Annotated in this window: 15 protein-coding genes and 1 riboswitch; of the genes, 9 read left to right on the forward strand and 6 right to left on the reverse strand. The window is 73.0% G+C overall.

The features are described from left to right. Window positions 1-30 precede the first annotated feature (30 nt). The 3 genes from GXP76_RS06985 to GXP76_RS06995 form a co-directional block, all read right to left on the reverse strand. Complete coding sequence (locus tag GXP76_RS06985; RefSeq protein ID WP_242570544.1) at window positions 31-822, reverse strand: enoyl-CoA hydratase/isomerase family protein; 792 nt, start codon at window positions 820-822, stop codon at window positions 31-33. A 129-nt stretch (window positions 823-951) separates the two neighbouring features. Further along, entirely contained in the window at window positions 952-1,170 is a 219-nt protein-coding gene (locus tag GXP76_RS06990; protein ID WP_023542602.1) for a helix-turn-helix domain-containing protein, read from the reverse strand. Between the two features lie 336 nt (window positions 1,171-1,506). Then, entirely contained in the window at window positions 1,507-3,105 is a 1,599-nt protein-coding gene (locus tag GXP76_RS06995) for an ABC-F family ATP-binding cassette domain-containing protein (protein ID WP_242570545.1), read from the reverse strand. Window positions 3,106-3,339: 234 nt separating this feature from the next. On the opposite strand from GXP76_RS06995, the gene GXP76_RS07000 reads away from it, so the two are divergent. Continuing rightward, a complete protein-coding gene (locus GXP76_RS07000) occupies window positions 3,340-3,741 on the forward strand; it encodes a VOC family protein (protein WP_242570546.1) in 402 nt (133 codons plus the stop codon). Window positions 3,742-3,801: 60 nt separating this feature from the next. Here the strand turns inward: GXP76_RS07000 and GXP76_RS07005 are convergent, their stop codons facing one another. The 3 genes from GXP76_RS07005 to GXP76_RS07015 form a co-directional block, all read right to left on the reverse strand. Next, window positions 3,802-5,229 (reverse strand): hypothetical protein, encoded by a 1,428-nt coding sequence (locus GXP76_RS07005; protein WP_374360022.1) that lies wholly within the window; start codon window positions 5,227-5,229, stop codon window positions 3,802-3,804. Window positions 5,230-5,398: 169 nt separating this feature from the next. Beyond that, window positions 5,399-6,526 carry an alpha/beta hydrolase gene (locus GXP76_RS07010; RefSeq protein WP_242570548.1) on the reverse strand — a complete coding sequence of 376 codons (1,128 nt, stop codon included), beginning with the start codon at window positions 6,524-6,526 and terminating at the stop codon, window positions 5,399-5,401. 95 nt (window positions 6,527-6,621) lie between these two features. Next, entirely contained in the window at window positions 6,622-7,338 is a 717-nt protein-coding gene (locus GXP76_RS07015; protein ID WP_242570549.1) for a class II aldolase/adducin family protein, read from the reverse strand. Between the two features lie 347 nt (window positions 7,339-7,685). Between GXP76_RS07015 and GXP76_RS07020 the strand changes: the two genes are divergently transcribed. The 8 genes from GXP76_RS07020 to GXP76_RS07055 all read left to right on the forward strand — a co-directional run. Next, on the forward strand, window positions 7,686-8,942 hold the full coding sequence (locus tag GXP76_RS07020; RefSeq protein WP_242570550.1) for an inorganic phosphate transporter: 1,257 nt from the start codon (window positions 7,686-7,688) through the stop codon (window positions 8,940-8,942). A gap of 22 nt (window positions 8,943-8,964) precedes the next feature. Next, entirely contained in the window at window positions 8,965-9,198 is a 234-nt protein-coding gene (locus GXP76_RS07025; RefSeq protein WP_242570551.1) for a hypothetical protein, read from the forward strand. Window positions 9,199-9,346: 148 nt separating this feature from the next. Further along, a riboswitch (cobalamin riboswitch) is annotated at window positions 9,347-9,494 on the forward strand. A gap of 458 nt (window positions 9,495-9,952) precedes the next feature. After that, entirely contained in the window at window positions 9,953-10,939 is a 987-nt protein-coding gene (locus GXP76_RS07030) for a cobalamin biosynthesis protein (protein WP_242570552.1), read from the forward strand. Then, window positions 10,936-12,513 carry a cobyric acid synthase gene (locus tag GXP76_RS07035; RefSeq protein ID WP_242570553.1) on the forward strand — a complete coding sequence of 526 codons (1,578 nt, stop codon included), beginning with the start codon at window positions 10,936-10,938 and terminating at the stop codon, window positions 12,511-12,513. The genes GXP76_RS07030 and GXP76_RS07035 overlap by 4 nt, the downstream gene beginning before the upstream one ends. After that, window positions 12,510-16,217 (forward strand): cobaltochelatase subunit CobN, encoded by a 3,708-nt coding sequence (cobN, locus tag GXP76_RS07040; RefSeq protein WP_242570554.1) that lies wholly within the window; start codon window positions 12,510-12,512, stop codon window positions 16,215-16,217. Before GXP76_RS07035 ends, cobN begins: the two co-directional genes overlap by 4 nt. A 79-nt stretch (window positions 16,218-16,296) precedes the next feature. Further along, entirely contained in the window at window positions 16,297-18,348 is a 2,052-nt protein-coding gene (locus GXP76_RS07045) for a putative cobaltochelatase (protein WP_242570555.1), read from the forward strand. Then, window positions 18,348-18,947: a cob(I)yrinic acid a,c-diamide adenosyltransferase gene (gene cobO / locus GXP76_RS07050; protein ID WP_242570556.1), complete on the forward strand. Its 600-nt coding sequence runs from the start codon at window positions 18,348-18,350 to the stop codon at window positions 18,945-18,947. The genes GXP76_RS07045 and cobO overlap by 1 nt, the downstream gene beginning before the upstream one ends. 20 nt (window positions 18,948-18,967) lie before the next feature. Beyond that, a partial coding sequence (locus GXP76_RS07055) for a cobyrinate a,c-diamide synthase (RefSeq protein WP_242570558.1) occupies window positions 18,968-19,554 on the forward strand: 587 nt, incomplete at its 3' end.

Raw genomic sequence — 19,554 nt, forward strand, 5'->3', positions numbered from 1 at the left:
GGGCGGACGACGCCACTTCGCGGACAGGCCCTAGTCCCCCAGGCCCGCCAGGTCGCGCAGGCGGCGTGCCTGGGACGCGCGTTCGGCGGCGCGCTGCTCGTCGTACGTACGCGACGACGCGCCCAGCAGCAGCGCCTTCGTCTCGATCGTCGCGTCGCGCGGCGCGGCGAGGAGCGCGGCCGTCAGGTCGCCCACCGCCGCGTCGAGTTCGGCCGGCGGTACGACGAGATTGGCGAGGCCGGTGCGCTCGGCCTCGTCGGCCAGGACGAAGCGGCCCGTCGCGCAGATCTCCAGCGCGCGGGCGTAGCCGACGAGACCGACGAGGGGGTGCGTACCGGCGAGGTCGGGGACCAGCCCGAGGCTGGTCTCGCGCATGGCGAACTGCACGTCCGACGCGACGACCCGCAGATCGCAGCCCAGCGCGAGCTGGAATCCGGCGCCGATGGCGTGCCCCTGGACGGCGGCGATCGACACGATGTCGCTCCGGCGCCACCAGGTGAAGGCGGACTGGTACTCGGCGATTACCGCGTCCAGCTCCGTGTCGGAACGGCGCGCCAGCTCCGGGAAGGAGGGTTCACCGTCGAAGCCCTCGGGACTGAACGCCTGCCGGTCGAGGCCCGCGGAGAAGGACTTGCCTTCGCCGCGCAGCACGACGACCCGCACGCTGCCTGGCAGTGACTGCCCGGCTTCCGTCAACGCCCGCCACAGAGCGGGAGACTGAGCGTTGCGCTTGGCCGGGTTGGTCAGGGTCACCGTGGCAACCGCGTCCTCGACGGTGAGCCGTACGCCGTCCTTGTCGAGCACGTGATCGAGCGAAGTCATGGGACGCCTCCGGTTCGGTGCAGTCAGCACGCCTAGCTAAGTGACTGCACAGTAACCACCCGGTCGACCGCGACGACCGGCCGGGTGGTCACCGGCGGAACCGGTGGCCGGAGAAGCTGTGCGCGGCCGTCAGGCCGAGGCCTTCTTGCCGCGCGTCGCTCCACCGCGTCCCCGGAGTGTGACTCCGGACTCGCTGAGCATCCGGTGGACGAATCCGTAGGACCGGCCCGTTTCCTCGGCCAGCGCACGGATACTCGCACCGGAGTCGTACTTCTTCTTCAGGTCTGCCGCGAGCTTGTCGCGCGCGGGGCCGGTTACCCGGCTGCCCTTCTTCAGAGTCTCGGCCACCCGTGCCTCCTCATGAAAATGCGCTCTGGACTTCTCATGATCACCCCTCGGGGCGCTCCTGGCCACCCATTCAGCAAGGTTCCCGTCACAAGCTTCGAGGGAGCCCCGCAACCGAACACGAACGGAATGACGAATTCCAGACCGGCGCGGGCAGGGCCGCCGACGGACACACAGGGGAAACAGCAGGTCAGACGCCGTACGCCGGGACGCTGGGTGAACTGGTCCCGGAACGGCCTGATAGTCGGCGCGCCACGCCAAAGTACGAGAGGCACTCACTCAGATGATGGATCACCGCTGAGCCGAATGATCCATACGCGGTGGATCACGCCCGTGCCGTCAGGCCAGGGCCACCAGGTCCGCGTAGTCCGCGCCCCAGAGGTCCTCGACACCGTCGGGCAGCAGGATGATCCGCTCCGGTTCGAGGGCCTGGACGGCGCCCTCGTCGTGCGTGACGAGGATGACCGCGCCCTTGTACGTGCGCAGCGCGCCGAGGATCTCCTCGCGGCTGGCCGGGTCGAGGTTGTTCGTGGGCTCGTCGAGGAGCAGCACGTTGGCCGACGAGACGACCAGGGTCGCGAGGGCGAGGCGGGTCTTCTCGCCGCCGGACAGGACGCGGGCGGGCTTCTCGACGTCGTCCCCGGAGAAGAGGAAGGAGCCGAGGGTCTTGCGGACGTCGACCAGGTCGAGGTCGGGGGCGGAGGAGCGCATGTTCTCCAGGACCGAGCGGTCGGGGTCGAGCGTCTCGTGCTCCTGCGCGTAGTAGCCGAGCTTGAGGCCGTGGCCCGGCGTCACCTCACCGGTGTCGGGCTTCTCCACTCCGGCGAGCAGCCGCAGCAGCGTGGTCTTGCCCGCGCCGTTGAGGCCGAGGATGACGACGCGTGAGCCCTTGTCGATGGCCAGGTCGACGTCCGTGAAGATCTCCAGGGAGCCGTACGACTTCGACAGGCCCTCGGCCGTCAGCGGCGTCTTGCCGCACGGCGCGGGGTCGGGGAAGCGCAGCTTGGCGACCTTGTCGGACTGGCGTACCGCCTCCAGGCCCGACAGCAGGCGCTCCGCGCGGCGCGCCATGTTCTGGGCGGCGACGGTCTTGGTGGCCTTGGCGCGCATCTTGTCGGCCTGCGAGTTGAGCGTGGCGGCCTTCTTCTCCGCGTTGGCCCGCTCGCGCTTGCGCCGCTTCTCGTCCGACTCGCGCTGCTGCTGGTAGAGCTTCCAGCCCATGTTGTAGACGTCGATCTGGGAGCGGTTGGCGTCCAGGTAGAAGACCTTGTTGACGACCGTCTCGACGAGGTCGACGTCGTGGGAGATGACGATGAAGCCGCCGCGGTACGTCTTGAGGTAGTCCCGCAGCCAGACGATGGAGTCGGCGTCGAGGTGGTTCGTCGGCTCGTCCAGGAGCAGGGTGTCGGCGTCCGAGAAGAGGATGCGGGCGAGTTCGACGCGCCGGCGCTGACCGCCGGAGAGCGTGTGGAGGGGCTGGCCGAGGACCCGGTCGGGCAGGCCGAGCGCGGCGGCGATGGTGGCGGCCTCGGACTCGGCGGCGTAACCGCCCTTGGTGAGGAACTCCGTCTCCAGGCGCTCGTACTTCTTCATCGCCTTCTCGCGGGTGGCGCCCTTGCCGTTCGCCATCCGGTCCTCGTTCTCGCGCATCTTCTTCAGGACGGAGTCGAGGTCGCGGGCCGAGAGGATGCGGTCGCGGGCGAGGGTGTCGAGGTCACCGGTGCGCGGGTCCTGCGGCAGATAGCCGACGTCGCCCGAGCGGGTGATCGTGCCGGCGGCGGGGGTGCCTTCACCCGCGAGGCATTTGGTGAGGGTGGTCTTGCCCGCTCCGTTGCGGCCCACGAGGCCGACGCGGTCGCCCTTGGCGATGCGGAAGGAGGCTGACTCGATGAGGATGCGAGCGCCGGCGCGCAACTCGACACCGGTGGCGGTGATCACGGAAAAACTCCAGGGCGGTATGGACGGCGGAAGGGCGGGCGGAGGGGATTCTTCGACGCCGGCTAATGCACAAGGAGAAATGCCATACGGCCGAGTCTACCGGGGCCGGACAACTGGTTTTCGCCCGGCGGGGTCCCGCCGGGACGGCCGGCCGGGCTGCGTTGTCGGTGACCGATGCCAGACTGGGAGAACTGAGACGCAGGTCACAGCCGAACGCGGAGAAGGGTGATCAGCATGGCCGGTGTGCCCACTGTCTGTCCGACGCTCGTGTACGAGGACGCGAAGGCTGCCATCAGGACGCTGAAGGACGCCTTCGGCTTCAGGGAGGTGAGTGTGTACGAGGGCGAGGACGGCAGCGTGCTCCATGCCGAACTGGCCCATGGGAGCGGCATGGTGATGCTGGGGTCCCGGAAGGGCGAGGGCGTCTTCGCCGAGGCGATGGCGGGCGGCGGGCCCGCCGGGATCTATGTGGTCGTCGAGGACGTCGACGCGCACCACGCGCGCGCCGTGGAGCAGGGCGTGGAGATCCTGATGCCGCCCACCGACCAGGACTACGGCTCGCGGGACTACATGGCGCGCGACGCGGAGGGCAACGTGTGGAGCTTCGGGACGTACGCGCCGGGTGCCGGCGGCTGACCGCCGCGCGGTGCGGGAGCGGCCGGGGTCCGCGCGGACGGCCCCGTCCGCGCGGACCGGTCAGGCTCCGCCGGTGTGGACCTGGAAGGCGGCGCGGCGTACGGCCTTCGCGAGGGCCGGGTCCGGGTGCGCGGCGGCCAGGGCGACCAGCACCTGCACGGTGCGGGGGTGGCCGACGGCCCTGACCTCGTCGAGCAGGGCGGGGACGGTGCCCTGGACGGCCGAGTCGAGATGGCGGACGAGCAGCGCGGTCTCGCCGTGGTCGGCGACGGCCGCCGCGGTGTCGACCCAGAGCCAGGTCGACTCCTCACGGGTGAGGACGTCGGGCGCGTCCTCGGGGTCGGTGCCGTCGTGCTCGGCGAGCCAGAGCAGCGCGTAGGGGCGCAGGGAGGGTTCGGCGGAGGCGGTGCGCACCTCGGGCTCGGCGGGGGCGCCGACGACGCGCAGGGCCTCGAAGGCCAGTCCGCGCAGGAGCGCGTCCTCGCCGCGTGCCACGGCGAGGAGTTCGGCGACGGCGCTGCCGACGGTGCGGGCGGCGAGCCAGGCGCGGTACTCCGCGCGGGCCGGTCCGGGGGTGAGCCGGGCGCAGCCGCGCAGCATGTTGTCGGCGGACTGCTCGATGTTGCCCGCCGGGCTCTGCGCGGCGACGCAGATCTGCTCCAGCTTGACCCAGACCGCCCAGTTGCCGAGCGGGGTGAGGGTCGCCTGCCCCGCGCCGAGCGTCAGCGCGCCGACGGCGGCCAGGCCCTCCAGGGCCCAGTCGAGGAGCGGCGGCAGCGGGACGGCGGCGGTGGCCGGCGCGGGTTCGGGCTCCGGCGCGGACGCTGTCGGGGCCGCCGTGGGACCGGACGCGGCCCGGGGGTCGTACGGCACCTCGCAGCGCTCGTCGCGCAGCTCCGCGACGCGCTGCTGGAGCAGGTCCAGCAGGGCCGGTACGGGCACGGGGCCCGCCGAGAGCTGGAGGAGGGAGAGCACCTGGGGGACGGCTTCGACGACCTCGGCGACCGTCGCCGGGGCGACGTCGTCGGGGGCGGCGTGGACGAGCGACCAGGCGTCGAAGAGGGCGACCCAGCCGCGCAGGACGGCGGAGTCGTCCCGGTCCCAGGCGCGCAGACGCCAGCCGGGGCGTGCGGTGGTGCCGTGCAGTTCGACGAGACCGGCGAGCCGGGCGCGGTCCCAGCCCGCGCTCACCTGGTCCGCGGTCAACTCAAGTGCGGTGGCGGCACGTTCGCGTGCCTTCGGGGCGAGCGGGCCCGCGCCGGGGTCCCGGTCGGCCGCCGCCCAGCGGGCGATCCGTACGGCGTCGGCGAGGACGGCCCTCGCCTGACGGGCCAGCTCCGCGGGGGGCGGTGTGCCCTCCGGCGGACGGGGCGCCGGACGTGTTCGTCCGGTGGTCACGGCCCGTCGGGCCGTGGACAGGGCTCGCGGGCGGACGAGTCGGAGTCTGGAGTTGCGCGCCAATTGCTCATCAGGCTTTCGGGACGTCACGGGTGCAGTCTTCCCGCTGATTGCCCGAAAGCCCAAACGGAACCTCCCGGCCGGGCCTCCAACGGCCGGTCACCCGCCCGGGAAGACACCGGACCGGAGGGTGGCCGAGGCGTGCTCCGGGCCGCCTCCGTACGGAAGTCGGGCCACGTGGGGCCCTGGAGGCGCGGGGCTACATGAGGGGCGTGAGAAAGCGGCGGAGCGTCTCCTCGTAGCCGACGGGGTCGGCGTTCCACATCGCGCCGTGCGGGGCGTCGGAGACCGTGTGCAGGCTGACCAGTTCGGGGCGGCGCGCGGCGAGTTCACGGGACGGGTACCAGGGCGCCAGGGCGTCGTCGGGGCCGTGCACGATCAGCGTCGGGACGTGGAGCTTCCCCGGATCGGCGACCACGGGCAGTCTGCCGCCGCGCAGTCCGGTGCGGCCCTGCGCCGCGCGGACGGCGAGCGGCAGGAGGGGCCCCGGGGTGCGGCGCGCGGTGGCCAGGGCGCGCAGCGTGGCCTCCCAGTCGAGCACGGGGCTGTCGAGGACGAGTCCGGTGATCCGGTCGCGCTGGCCGGATTTCCCGGCGGCGTGCAGGGCCATCGTGGCTCCGACGGACCAGCCGTACAGGATGACGTGTTCGGCGCCGTCCCGGACGGCGTAGCGGATCGCCGCGTCCAGGTCGCGCCATTCGGAGTCGCCGAGGTGTCCGAGGCCGTCCGGGGAGGGCGGTGCGCCGCGGTCGCCCCGGTAGGCCAGGTTCAGCACCGGGAACTGCTGGTCCACCAGGAACTCCATGACGTTCATGGGGTGCTCCAAGGTGGTGCCGAGTCCGTGCGCGGTGATCACCCAGGTGTCGCGGCTGCCGGGGACGAACCAGCCGGGCAGCGCGCCGAGTTCGCCGGGGATCTCCACCAGGTCGTGGTCGATGCCCAGCGCGGTGGTGGGGTCGCCGTGGTGGAGCTGGGGCGTGAGCCGGACGCGGCTGCCGGCGCCGAGGGTGCCCCGCTGGACGCGCTCCAGTCGGCGCACGACCGTGTCGGGAGGGTGCGGTACGTCGTCGATGACCGGGCCGACGACCGCCTGGACGTCCGCGGATTCCAGGCCGTAGGTGCCGGGGCGCAGGGAGGCGAGGCAGCGGGTCAGGGTGACGCGGCCTGCGGCCGTGGCGTGCACGGCGAGCCGTGGGTCGCCCGGCAGTGGCCGTCCGGGCGGCGCCTTGAGCGCCGCGTCGCTGGCGTACCGGCCGGCCGCCACCGCGGCCGTACCGACACCGATCACTGTGGTGACGGCTGCTGCCGTCGCTCTGGCCGGGCGCATTCCCCCAGTGTCGGTACGGACGGCCGGTACGGCCAGTGGAGCGGGCGTCCGGGGTGAGGGCCGGGGCCCCGTGAGGCGAGGGGGCGGCGGTGCGGTCAGCTCCGCTGGCCGTAGCCCTTGAGCCGCTCCCCGACGTCCCGTACCTGCTGCGAGGAGAGCAGGCTCGGTGTACGCCCGGGGACGGAGGTGGCGGTGAGCCACAGGCGGCACATCCACTCCAGCTGGGCCGTGCGGTCGTAGGCCTTGTCCAGGGTGTCGGCGTAGGTGACGGTGCCGTGGTTCTGGAGGAGACAGCCCGTGCGGTCGCGCAGCGCGTCCACCATGTGCCCGGCCAGGGCGTCGGTGCCGTACATCGCGTACGGGGCGACCCGGACCGGTCCGCCGAAGTCCGCCGCCATGTAGTGGATCAGCGGGAGTTCGGGGACGAGGGTGGAGACGGCGGTGGCGTGGACGGCGTGGGTGTGCACGACGGCGCCCGCGGTGGAGTTCCGGTAGACCTCCAGGTGCATCGGCAGCTCGCTGGTGGGCCTGAGGCGGCCGAGTACCTGCCGGCCGTCCAGTTCGACGGCGACGGTGTCCCCGGGTGTCAGCCGGTCGTAGGGCACGCCGCTCGGCGTGACGAGGACGAGTTCCCCGACGCGTACGGACACGTTGCCCGAGGTGCCGACGACCAGTCCGTCGGCCGCGCTGCGGCGGGCGGTGGCGACGAGGTCCCGCCATGCCTGTTCGATCTCCGGCCCGTCCGGGTGCCCGTGTCCGTGCCCGTGCTCGCTCCCGCGGTCGTGCCCGTGCGTGTGTCCGGTTTCCGTCATGCGGCGATTTTGCCAGGCGCTCCAGGGGAGTTCGCGGGGTCCGCGGGGTCCCTCGGTGAGGTGAATCTCTCTCCGGCTCGGGCCTCGGCGTGCGGGCCGGGGCGGGCCGCGCCGGGCGTCGGGGAGAGGCCCGCGGAGGGCCGGGAACGGGGCAGGGGCCGGGCGCCGCACGGGTCGAGCGGAATCCGCGCGACGCCTCCGGTGGGGGGAGCCGGCACACCCGTTCACAAACGGAGCGTCCACCCTCTGTTGGGAGTCACCGCAACGCCTGCCTCAGTTCATCTTCCGTTCACTCAACATCCCTACGTTCCTGAACGGCCACTGACGTCAAACGATTGCCTGGGTAAATGGAACACATCACGCTGCTGCTCGCGATCGTGATCGTGACGGCTCTCGTGTTCGATTTCACGAACGGTTTCCACGACACCGCCAACGCGATGGCGACGACCATCTCGACCGGCGCCATGAAACCCAAGACGGCGGTGGCGATGTCCGCCGTGCTCAACCTCGTCGGCGCTTTCCTGTCCGTCGAGGTCGCCAAGACCATCTCCGGCGGGCTCATCAACGAACAGGGCATCCAGACGGAAGTCATCTTCGCGGCGCTCGTCGGCGCCATCCTCTGGAACCTGTTCACCTGGCTGCTCGGCCTTCCGTCGAGCTCCTCCCACGCTCTGTTCGGCGGACTCATCGGCGCCACGCTGATGTCCGTCGGCACCTCCGGCGTCAACGGCGGAGTCGTCGTCACCAAGGTCCTGCTCCCGGCGATCGCCGCGCCGCTGGTGGCCGGTCTGGCCGCGATGCTGGCCACCCGGCTCACCTACCGCATCGGCCGCAACACGGCCGAGAAGGACACGGCGAAGGGCTACCGCGCGGGCCAGATCGCGTCGGCCGGCCTCGTCTCCCTCGCCCACGGCACCAACGACGCGCAGAAGACCATGGGTGTCATCACCCTGGCGCTGGTCACCGGCGGCGTCCTCGCCCCCGGCTCCAACCCCCCGATGTGGGTCATCGTCTCCGCCGGTGTCGCGATCGCGCTCGGTACCTACCTCGGCGGCTGGCGCATCATCCGCACCATGGGCAAGGGCCTCACCGACCTCCAGCCGCAGCAGGGCTTCGCCGCCCAGACCAGCGCGGCGACCGTCATCCTCGCCTCCTCCCACCTCGGCTTCTCGCTCTCCACGACCCAGTCCTGCTCCGGCGCGGTGATGGGTGCCGGTCTCGGCCGCAAGGGCGGGGTCGTCCGCTGGTCGACCGCCACCCGGATGTTCATCGCCTGGGGGCTCACACTGCCGGCCGCCGGTCTGGTCGCCGCGGGCGCCGAGTTCCTGACCGCCCAGGGCGCCTGGGGCATCGCGGTCACGGCCGTGCTGCTCGTCGGACTGTCGGCGGTCATCTGGCTGGCGTCGCGCCGTCAGCCGGTCGACCACACCAACGTCAACGAGACGGACGGGGCCGCCGAGGAGCCCGTGGGTGTCGTGACCGCCGCCATCGCCGCCGTCACCCCGCCCCCCGTGGGCGGCCCGGCGTCGGAGATCGCCGCCACCATCCCGGCCCCGGGTCCCGGGGAACCCACCGCCGAACCGGCCCGGACCGCGAAGGTCTGACGAAGCGAAGGACACTTTCCGCATGAACATCGACTGGGCGGCGCTCGGCTCCGTCTTCGGCGTCAGTCTCGTGGCCACCGTCGCTCTGGTGGGTCTGTTCACCCTGGGCATCGTGGGGCTCTCGAAGGGCGGGGCGGCCACGGCCTCCGGCGCCACCGGCTCCGGCTCCGGGGCGCTGGCCCGCACCGGCGCGTACGTCTGCTTCGGCCTGTGCCTGGCGGCTGTGTCGTACGGGATCTACATCATCGTCGCCTGACGCGGAGCGACGCGCGGCGAACGAGCACGGCCGAGGGGGGTGGCCCGTTACGGGTTGCCCCCCTCGGCCGTGTTTCCGTCCTTGCCGGCGGCCCGCGCCGTGTGGGCCTCAGCACACTGCCCTGCCGCAGGTCAAAGCCCGGTTGACGCGGATTCGCACGCGTGGTGGACTGCCGAGGCCAATACGGCGACAGCGAAGAGGAAGCCGGTGCGAATCCGGCGCGGTCCCGCCACTGTGACGGGAGACAGCCTTGTCTCCCGGAGCCAGGAACTCTTGTCGCCGCATCACGTCGAACCAGGGCGCGGACCCTGAGTGAGGACATGTCGCCATGCCCGGCTGCGGTACAGCTGTCGCGTCCAGTGCTGTGAGTACTAGTGCGTGTTTTGAAAGTCCCGTCTGGCTCACGGCCCCTGGCACGCACGCTCGCCGCGTTGTCGGAGTCGCCCGAGTACGCCCGGTACGAGGGCGATCCTCCGCCTTGCGATCGCACGCACCAGACGCCGTGAGCCCCACCCTTCGGGTGGACGACGCTACTTTCAAAACACGCCCTAGGGCCTGTCTTTTGGATCAGGCCGGATCAGGGAGCGGGGTCTGGTGCGTGCGGTCGCAAGGCGGAGGAGGGAGGCATGGCGGAGCCATGCCGACCGACGACAACGCGGCGAACGTGCGTGCCAGGGACCGCGAGCCCGGCAAGATCCGAAAGACAGGCCCTAGACCCCCACGAGCGTGGCGAGGCGTATCGGCGGGCTGAGCGATGCGTGCCGAGTCTTCGGCGGGGCGCCACGTACCGGCCCCGGGAAGCGTTTTCGCGTACGGCGCCGCCGCCGGACTGCTCGCCGACCGGCTCCTCGGCGACCCCCGGCGCGGCCATCCGGTCGCCGGCTTCGGGCGGGCCGCGGGCGCCGTCGAACGTCTGCTGTGGCGTGACCACCGGGGCTGGGGCGCGCTGTACGCCGTCGTGTGCGCCGGGGGTACGGCCGGGGTGGCCGCCCTCGTCTCGCGTGGGCTGCGGGACCGTACGGCCGCCTCCGTCGCCCTGACCGCCGCCGTCACCTGGACCGTGCTGGGCGGTACGTCGCTGGGGCGTGAGGCGCGCGCCGTCGGCGGGGCGCTGGCGGCCGGAGACGTGGAGGTCGCGCGGGAGTGGCTGCCGCGGCTGTGCGGGCGGGACCCGCAGGGTCTGGACGAGCGGCAGATCGCCCGCGCCGTCGTGGAGTCCGTCGCCGAGAACACCTCGGACGCCGTCGTGGGAGCCCTGGTCTGGGGCGCGTTCGGCGGGGTGCCGGGGCTGGTCGCGTTCCGCGCCGTCAACACGCTGGACGCCATGGTCGGGCACCGCTCGCCGCGCCATCTGCGCTTCGGCTGGGCGTCGGCGCGGCTGGACGACGTGGCCGGCTGGCCGGGGGCCCGGCTGACGGCGGTGCTGGCGGCGGTGGCGGGCGGCGCGCCCGCGCGGGCGCTGGGCGCGGTACGGCGCGACGCTGGCCGCCATCCGAGCCCCAACGCGGGCCCCGTGGAAGCGGCGTTCGCGGGCGCGCTGGGCGTGCGGCTGGGCGGCACCCTCGCGTACGGCGGACGGGTCGAGCACCGGCCGGTTCTGGGCGGCGGCGGGCGGCCGGTGGAGTTGGCCGACATCGAGCGGGCGGTCCGGCTGTCGCGCCGCGTCGGCGCGCTCGCGCTCGGCGTCTGCGTGGCCGGCCGGCTGCTGGCCGGCCACCTCTGTAGGAGGAGGGCCCGATGAGCGGGGCGCCGATGGGCGGAGGCAGAGGGCGCGGCGGCGGGCTGCTCGTCGCGGGCACCACGTCCGACGCCGGGAAGAGCGTCGTCACGGCGGGCATCTGCCGCTGGCTCGTACGCCGGGGCGTGAAGGTGGCGCCCTTCAAGGGACAGAACATGTCGCTGAACTCGTTCGTGACGCGCGAGGGCGCCGAGATCGGCCGGGCGCAGGCGATGCAGGCACAGGCGGCGCGCGTCGAGCCGACGGCGCTGATGAATCCCGTCCTGCTCAAACCGGGCAGTGACCGCAGCAGTCAAGTGGTGCTGATGGGACGGCCGGTGGGCGAACTGAGCGCCCGCGGCTACCACGGGGACGGCGCGGGCCCCGGCCGCCAGGAGACGCTGCTCGGCACCGTCGTGGAGTGCCTGGAGGAGCTGCGGAGCACGTACGACGCGGTGATCTGCGAGGGCGCCGGCAGTCCGGCCGAGATCAATCTGCGGCGTACCGACATCGTCAACATGGGCGTCGCGCGCGCGGCCCGGCTGCCGGTCGTCGTGGTCGGCGACATCGACAGGGGCGGCGTCTTCGCGTCCTTCTTCGGTACGACGGCGCTGCTGAGCGCCGAGGACCAGTCGCTGGTCGCCGGTTATCTCGTCAACAAGTTCCGCGGCGACGTGTCGTTGCTGGAGCCGGGTCTGGAGATGCTGCGCGGACTGACCGGCCGCGCCACGTACGGCGTGCTGCCCTTCCGGCACGGTCTGGGCATCGACGAGGAGGACGGTCTGCGGGTCTCGCTGCGCGGCCCCGTACGCGAGTCGGTGGTGGCGCCTCCGTACGGAGAGGACGTCCTGCGGGTCGCGGTCTGCGCGGTGCCGCTGATGTCGAACTTCACCGACGTGGACGCGCTGGCGGCCGAACCGGGCGTCGTGGTCCGCTTCGTGGACCGCCCCGACGAGATCGCGGACGCGGACCTGGTGATCGTGCCCGGTACGCGCGGCACGGTCCGCGCACTCGCCTGGCTGCGTGAGCGCGGTCTCGCCGACGCGCTGGCGCGGCGCGCCGCCGGGGGCCGCCCCGTCCTCGGTATCTGCGGCGGCTACCAGCTCCTCGGCGAGCACATCGAGGACGACGTCGAGTCCCGCGCGGGCTCCGTCGCCGGGCTGGGACTGCTGCCCGTACGCGTCGAGTTCGCCCGTGAGAAGACCCTGGCGCGGCCGGTCGGCGAGGCGCTGGGCGAGCGCGTCGAGGGGTACGAGATCCACCACGGCGTCGCCTCCGTGGAAGGCGGCGACCCGTTCCTCGTCGACGGCGGCGGACGCCGCCTCGACGGGTGCCGGTCGGGCCAGGTGTGGGGTACGCACTGGCACGGCTCGCTGGAGAGCGACGGCTTCCGGCGCGCCTTCCTGCGCGCCGTGGCCACGGCGGCGGAGCGCCGTTTCGTACCCGCCCCCGACACCTCGTTCGCCACTCTGCGCGAGGAGCAGCTCGACCTCCTCGGCGATCTGATCGAAGAACACGCGGACACGGACGCGCTGCTGCGGCTGATCGAGTCGGGCGCCCCGTCAGGACTTCCCTTCATCGCACCTGGAGCGCCATGACCACCGCGCCTGTCAACAGCCCCTCCCCGACCGTTCTGCTGCTGTCCACCGCCGATACGGATCTGCTGGCGGCCCGTGCCTCGGGCGCCCCGTATCTCATCGCCAACCCGACCCGCGTCGACGCGGTCGGCGAGCTGCCCGCGCTGATCGCCGGCGCGCGGATCGCCGTCGTGCGCCTGCTCGGCGGCAAGCGCGCCTGGGAGGACGGTCTGGCGGCGCTCGCCGCGTCCGGCATCCCGACCGTGCTGCTGGGCGGCGAGTCCGTACCGGACGCGGAGCTGATGGCCGACTCGTCGGTGCCCGCCGGTGTGGTGGCCGAGGCGCTGCGCTATCTGGTCGGGGGCGGGCCGGAGAATCTTGCGGAGCTGGCGCGGTTCCTCTCCGACACCGTGCTGCTGACCGGTGAGGGGTTCGAGGCGCCGCGCACGATGCCCGAGTGGGGCGTGCACGGCGAGCGGCCCTTCGTGGAAGGACGCCCGACCGTCGCGGTCCTCTTCTACCGCGCTCACCACCTCTCCGGGAACACCTCCTTCGTGGACGTGCTGTGCGACCGCGTCGAGGAACGGGGCGCCAACGCCCTGCCCGTCTACTGCGGTTCACTGCGCGGCGCCGATCCCGCCCTGTACGAACGGCTCGGCGCGGCGGACGCGCTGATCGCGACCGTCCTCGCCGCCGGCGGCACGCGCGCGTCGGACGCGTCGGCGGGCGGCGACGACGAGGCGTGGGACATCGGGGCGCTGGCCGATCTCGACGTGCCGGTCCTCCAGGGGCTCTGTCTGACGTCGTCGCGGGCCTCCTGGGACGCGTCGGACGCCGCGCTCTCGCCCATGGACGCGGCGATGCAGGTCGCGATCCCGGAGTTCGACGGGCGGCTGATCACGGTCCCGTTCTCCTTTAAGGAGGAGGGCCCGGACGGTGTCCCGGTGTACGTCGCCGACCACGGGCGGGCCGGCCGGGTCGCCGGGATCGCGGTGCGGCACGCCCGCCTGGCGTACAAGCCGAACGCGGAGAAGAAGCTGGCCGTGGTCTTCACCGCGTACCCGACGAAGCACTCACGCGTCGGCAACGCGGTCGGTCTCGACACCCCCGCGTCGGCGGTACGGGTGCTGGACGCCCTGCGCGACGCCGGTTACCTGGTGGGCGACGGCGCGGACGCGCACCCCGACAACGGTGACGAGCTGATCCACCGGCTCATCAACGCCGGTGGCCACGACGTGGAGTGGCTGACGGAGGAGCAGCTGGCCGTGGCGCCCGCCCGGGTGCCGCTGGCCGACTACCGCGCCTGGTTCGGCACGCTGGAGCCGGAACTGCGCGCGAGCATGCTGGAGCACTGGGGCGAGCCGCCGGGCTCGCTGTACGTGGACGGCGACGACATCGTGCTGGCGTCGCTGCGGTTCGGGAACGTCGTGGTGATGATCCAGCCGCCGCGCGGCTTCGGCGAGAACCCGATCGCGATCTACCACGACCCGGACATGCCGCCGTCGCACCACTACATGGCGGCGTACCGCTGGCTGGAGACGGCGGCCGCGGAGAACGGTTTCGGCGCGGACGCGATCGTCCACATGGGCAAGCACGGCACGATGGAGTGGCTGCCCGGCAAGGGGCTCGGTCTCTCGGCGGGCTGCGGCCCGGACGCGGTGCTCGGCGAACTGCCGCTGATCTACCCGTTCATCGTCAACGACCCCGGCGAGGGCACCCAGGCCAAGCGGCGCGGCCACGCCACCGTCGTGGACCATCTGGTGCCGCCGATGGCGCGCGCCGACACCTACGGGGACCTGGCCAAGCTGGAGCAACTGCTCGACGAGTACGCGCTGGTCAGCGATCTCGACCCGGCGAAGGCTCCGACGGTGCGCGCGCAGATCTGGACGCTCGTCAAGGCCGCCGAGCTGCACCACGACCTGCATGTCGACGAGCAGCCGGACGACGACGACTTCGACTCGTTCGTCATGCATGTCGACGGCTATCTGTGCGAGATCAAGGACGTCCAGATCAGGGACGGTCTGCACATCCTCGGTGGCGGCCCCGAGGGCGAGGCGCGGGTCAACCTGGTGCTCGCCGTGTTGCGTGCCTCGCAGGTGTGGGGAGGCGAGGCGAACGCGCTGCCGGGTCTGCGGGCGGCGCTCGCCGAGCACTTCGGTCTGGTCGAGAAGGAGTTGCTGGGCGAGCCCGGCGCGCCGGTGAAGGTGCCGGTGGAGCTGACGGACCTGGTCACGGGTCCGGCCAGGTCGGCGGCCGACGCGATCGATCTCCTGGAGCAGCTGTGCCGGCGTCTCGCGGAGGGCATGGAGGAGCGCGGCTGGGAGCTGACGGCGGCGGCGCCGCTGGTCGGGGAGGTCCTGGGGCAGGAGCTGCCGTCGGCGGTGGCCGTGCTGGGCTTCGCCTGTGAAGAGGTGGTGCCGAGGCTGGCCCGTACGACGAACGAGATCGGCAACATCCTGCGCGCGCTGGACGGCGGTTTCGTCCCGGCGGGTCCGTCCGGGTCGCCGACGCGCGGGCTGGTGAACGTGCTGCCGACGGGCCGCAACTTCTACTCCGTCGACCCCAAGGCCATCCCGTCGCGGCTGTCCTGGGAGGTCGGCCAGTCGCTCGCCGACTCGCTGGTGGCCCGGTATCTGGCCGACACGGGCGGCTATCCGGCGTCGGTGGGGCTGACCGTCTGGGGCACCTCCGCGATGCGCACCCAGGGCGACGACATCGCCGAGATCCTGGCGCTGCTGGGGTGCCGGCCGGTGTGGGACGACGCGTCGCGGCGGGTCAGCGGGTTCGAGATCGTGCCCGTGGCGGAGCTGGGACGGCCCCGGATCGATGTGACGGTGCGGATCTCCGGCTTCTTCCGGGACGCCTTCCCTCATGTGGTGGGGCTGATCGACGACGCCGTACGGGCGGTGGCCGAGCTGGACGAGCCGGCCGAGGCCAACTACGTACGGGCGCACGCGGATCAGGACACGGCCGAGCACGGCGACCGGCGCCGGGCGACGGCGCGGATCTTCGGGTCGAAGCCGGGCGCGTACGGGGCGGGTCTGCTGCCGCTGATCGACGCGCGCAACTGGCGGTCGGACGCCGACCTGGCCGAGGTGTACGCGGTGTGGGGCGGTTACGCGTACGGGCGCGGGCTCGACGGGCGGGCGGCGCGCGGGGACATGGAGACCGCGTTCCGGCGGATCAAGGTGGCGGCGAAGAACGTCGACACGCGCGAGCACGATCTGGTCGACGCCGACGACTACTTCCAGTACCACGGCGGCATGGTCGCGATGGTGCGGCATCTGACGGGCGAGTCGCCCGAGGCGTACGTGGGTGACAGCGCGACCCCGGACCAGATCAGGACGCGCACGCTGGGCGAGGAGACGCACCGGGTGTTCCGGGCGCGGGTGGTCAACCCGCGCTGGATGAGCGCCATGCGGCGGCACGGCTACAAGGGCGCGTTCGAGATGGCGGCGACCGTGGACTACCTGTTCGGGTACGACGCGACGGCCGGGGTCGTGGACGACTGGATGTACGAGAAGTTGTCGGCGGAGTACGTCTTCGCGCCGGAGAACCGGGAGTTCATGCGGCGGTCCAACCCGTGGGCGCTGCGCGGGATCACGGAGCGGCTGCTGGAGGCGGCGGAGCGCGGGCTGTGGGCGGAGCCGGACGAGCGGACGCTGGAGCGGCTGCGGGCGACGTATCTGGAGCTGGAGGGCGATCTGGAGGGCGGCGGCGAATGAGAACGGTCCCGGGCGCCGCGGGAGCCGGTCTCCGGACGCCCCACGCGCCGAACACGCCGACCCATGCCATGGAGGCACTGTGAGTACGCCATACCCCTTCACCGCGATCGTCGGGCAGGACGATCTGCGGCTCGCGCTGCTGCTCAACGCCGTCTCACCCGCCGTGGGCGGGGTTCTGGTGCGCGGCGAGAAGGGCACCGCGAAGAGCACGGCCGTGCGCGCCCTCTCGGTCCTGATACCGGAGGTGCCCGTCGTCGCCGGGTGCCGGTTCTCGTGCGATCCGGGGGCGCCCGACCCCGCGTGTCCCGACGGGCCGCACGAGGGCGGGGGCGGCGCGGCGCGGCCCGCGCGGATGGTCGAACTCCCCGTCGGCGCCTCCGAGGACCGGCTCGTCGGCGCGCTCGACATCGAGCGCGCGCTGGCGGAGGGCGTGAAGGCGTTCGAGCCGGGGCTCCTCGCCGACGCGCACCGGGGCGTGCTGTACGTGGACGAGGTCAACCTCCTCCACGACCACCTGGTGGACCTTCTGCTGGACGCCGCCGCGATGGGCGCCTCCTACGTGGAGCGTGAGGGTGTCTCCGTACGGCACGCCTCCCGGTTCCTGCTCGTCGGGACGATGAACCCCGAGGAGGGCGAGCTGCGGCCGCAGTTGCTCGACCGGTTCGGGCTGACCGTCGAGGTGGCCGCGTCGCGCGAACCGGATCTGCGGGTCGAGGTCGTACGGCGGCGGCTCGCGTACGACGACGATCCCGCCGCGTTCGCCGCGCGCTGGGCCGGCGAGGAGAACGAGCTGCGGGCGCGCATCGTGGCCGCGCGGGCGCTGCTGCCCGAGGTGCGCCTCGGGGACGCCGCGCTGCGGCAGATCGCGGCGACGTGCGCCGCGTTCGAGGTGGACGGCATGCGGGCCGACATCGTGATGGCGCGGACGGCGACGACGCTCGCCGCGTGGGCGGGCCGCACGGTCGTACTGGCCGAGGACGTGCGGCAGGCGGCCCTGCTGGCGCTCCCCCACCGCAGGCGCCGCAACCCCTTCGACGCGCCGGGCCTGGACGAGGAGAAGCTGGACGACACGCTGGAGGAGTTCGGCGGCGGGGACGACGACGGCGGGCGTGACGACTCCCCCGACGACGACCCGGACCCGGACGGGCCCGGGGGCGGCGGACAGCCGCCGCAGGAGGGGCCGCCCGAGGCTCCCCGGGGGACTCCGGACCGGCCGGAGCCGGCCGAGGGCGACGAGGCGGGCGACGAGGCGGGACCGCCGCCGGGATCCGGCGGCGGTGAGCGCTCCGCCGTGGGGTCCGCCGAGCCCTTCCGTACGAAGACGCTCAGCGTGCCCGGTCTCGGCGAGGGCGCGGCGGGGCGCCGTTCGCGGGCCCGTACCGACCACGGCCGTACGACCGGGGCCCGGCGGCCCCGGGCGACGCTCACCAAGCTGCACCTGGCCGCCACCGTCCTGGCCGCCGCCCCGCACCAGCGGGCGCGCGGGCGTTCGGGGCAGGGGCTGGTGGTGCGGCGCGACGATCTGCGGCAGGCGACCCGCGAGGGACGCGAGGGAAATCTGGTGCTGTTCGTGGTCGACGCCTCCGGGTCGATGGCCGCGCGGCAGCGCATGTCGGCGGTGAAGGGCGCGGTGCTGTCGCTGCTCCTGGACGCCTACCAGCGGCGCGACAAGGTCGGTCTGGTCACCTTCCGTGGGAGGGAGGCCACGGTGGCGCTGCCGCCGACCTCGTCGGTCGACGCGGCGGCCGTACGGCTGGAGACGCTGCCCACGGGCGGGCGCACCCCGCTGTCCGCCGGACTCATGAAGGCGCACGAGGTCCTGCGGGTGGAGCGGATGCGCGATCCCGCGCGGCGCCCGCTGCTCGTCGTGGTCACGGACGGGCGGGCGACGGGCGGGCCGGACCCGGTGGCGCTCGGCGCTCGCGCGGCGCGGCTGCACGCGGCCGAGGGCACGGCGTCGGTGGTCGTGGACTGCGAGTCGGGGCCGGTGCGGCTCGGGCTGGCGGTGGCGCTCGCGGGCGACCTGGGCGGCACCGCCGTCACGCTGGACGAGCTGCGGGCCGACAGCGTCGCCGGGTTGGTCAGGGACGTGCAGGGCGCCGTACGGGGCGCACACAGGAGGGTTGCCTGATGCCGCAGGGACAGCCGGCCGTGGTGCCGGACGACGGGCTCACCACCCGGCAGCGCCGCAACCGCCCCCTGGTCGTGGTCCACACGGGCACCGGCAAGGGCAAGTCGACGGCGGCCTTCGGGCTCGCGCTGCGCGGCTGGACGCAGGGGTGGCCGATCGGGGTGTTCCAGTTCGTCAAGTCGGCGAAGTGGAAGGTCGGCGAGGAGCACGCGCTGAAGGTGCTGGGGGCGAGCGGCGAGGGCGGTCCGGTCGCCTGGCACAAGATGGGCGAGGGCTGGTCCTGGGTGCAGCGCGACCGGCAGCTTTCCAACGAGGACGCGGCACGTGAGGGCTGGGAGCAGGTCAAACGGGACCTGGCGGCGCAGACGTACCGGCTGTACGTGCTCGACGAGTTCGCGTACCCGATGCACTGGGGCTGGGTCGACACCGACGAGGTCGTGCGGGTGCTGCGGGAGCGGCCGGGGACACAGCATGTCGTGATCACGGGGCGGAACGCGCCGCAGGCGCTGGTCGAACTCGCCGATCTGGTCACCGACATGACGAAGGTCAAGCACCCGATGGACGCGGGGCAGAAGGGGCAGAGGGGCATCGAGTGGTGAACACCCCCTCGCGGACGGGCGTGGTGTCGGTACCGAGGCTCGTCATCGCCGCACCGGCGTCCGGCAGCGGCAAGACCACGGTCGCCACCGGACTGATGGCGCTCCTCGCGGCGCGCGGTCTCGCCGTGTCGCCGCACAAGGTCGGGCCCGACTACATCGACGCGGGCTACCACACGCTCGCGACGGGGCGCCCGGGCCGGAACCTCGACGCGTATCTGTGCGGTACGGAGCTGATCGGCCCGCTCTTCGCGCACGGCGCGGCGGGCTGCGACGTGGCCGTGGTCGAGGGCGTGATGGGGCTGTACGACGGCGCCGCCGGGCAGGGCGAACTCGCGTCCACCGCCCAGGTGGCGAAGCTGCTGCGGGCGCCGGTGGTGCTCGTCGTGGACGCGTCGTCGCAGTCCCGGTCGGTGGCGGCCCTGGTGCACGGCTTCGCGTCGTGGGACCCGGAGGTGCGGATCGGCGGGGTGATCCTCAACAAGGTCGGCTCCCACCGGCACGAGGAGCTGCTGCGCGAGGCGCTGGACGAGTCGGGGGTGCCGGTGCTCGGGGTGCTGCGACGAGCGGCGGAGATCGAGACGCCGTCGCGGCATCTGGGGCTGGTGCC

This window comes from Streptomyces sp. NP-1717 (assembly GCF_022695985.1).
Lineage (GTDB): Bacteria > Actinomycetota > Actinomycetes > Streptomycetales > Streptomycetaceae > Streptomyces.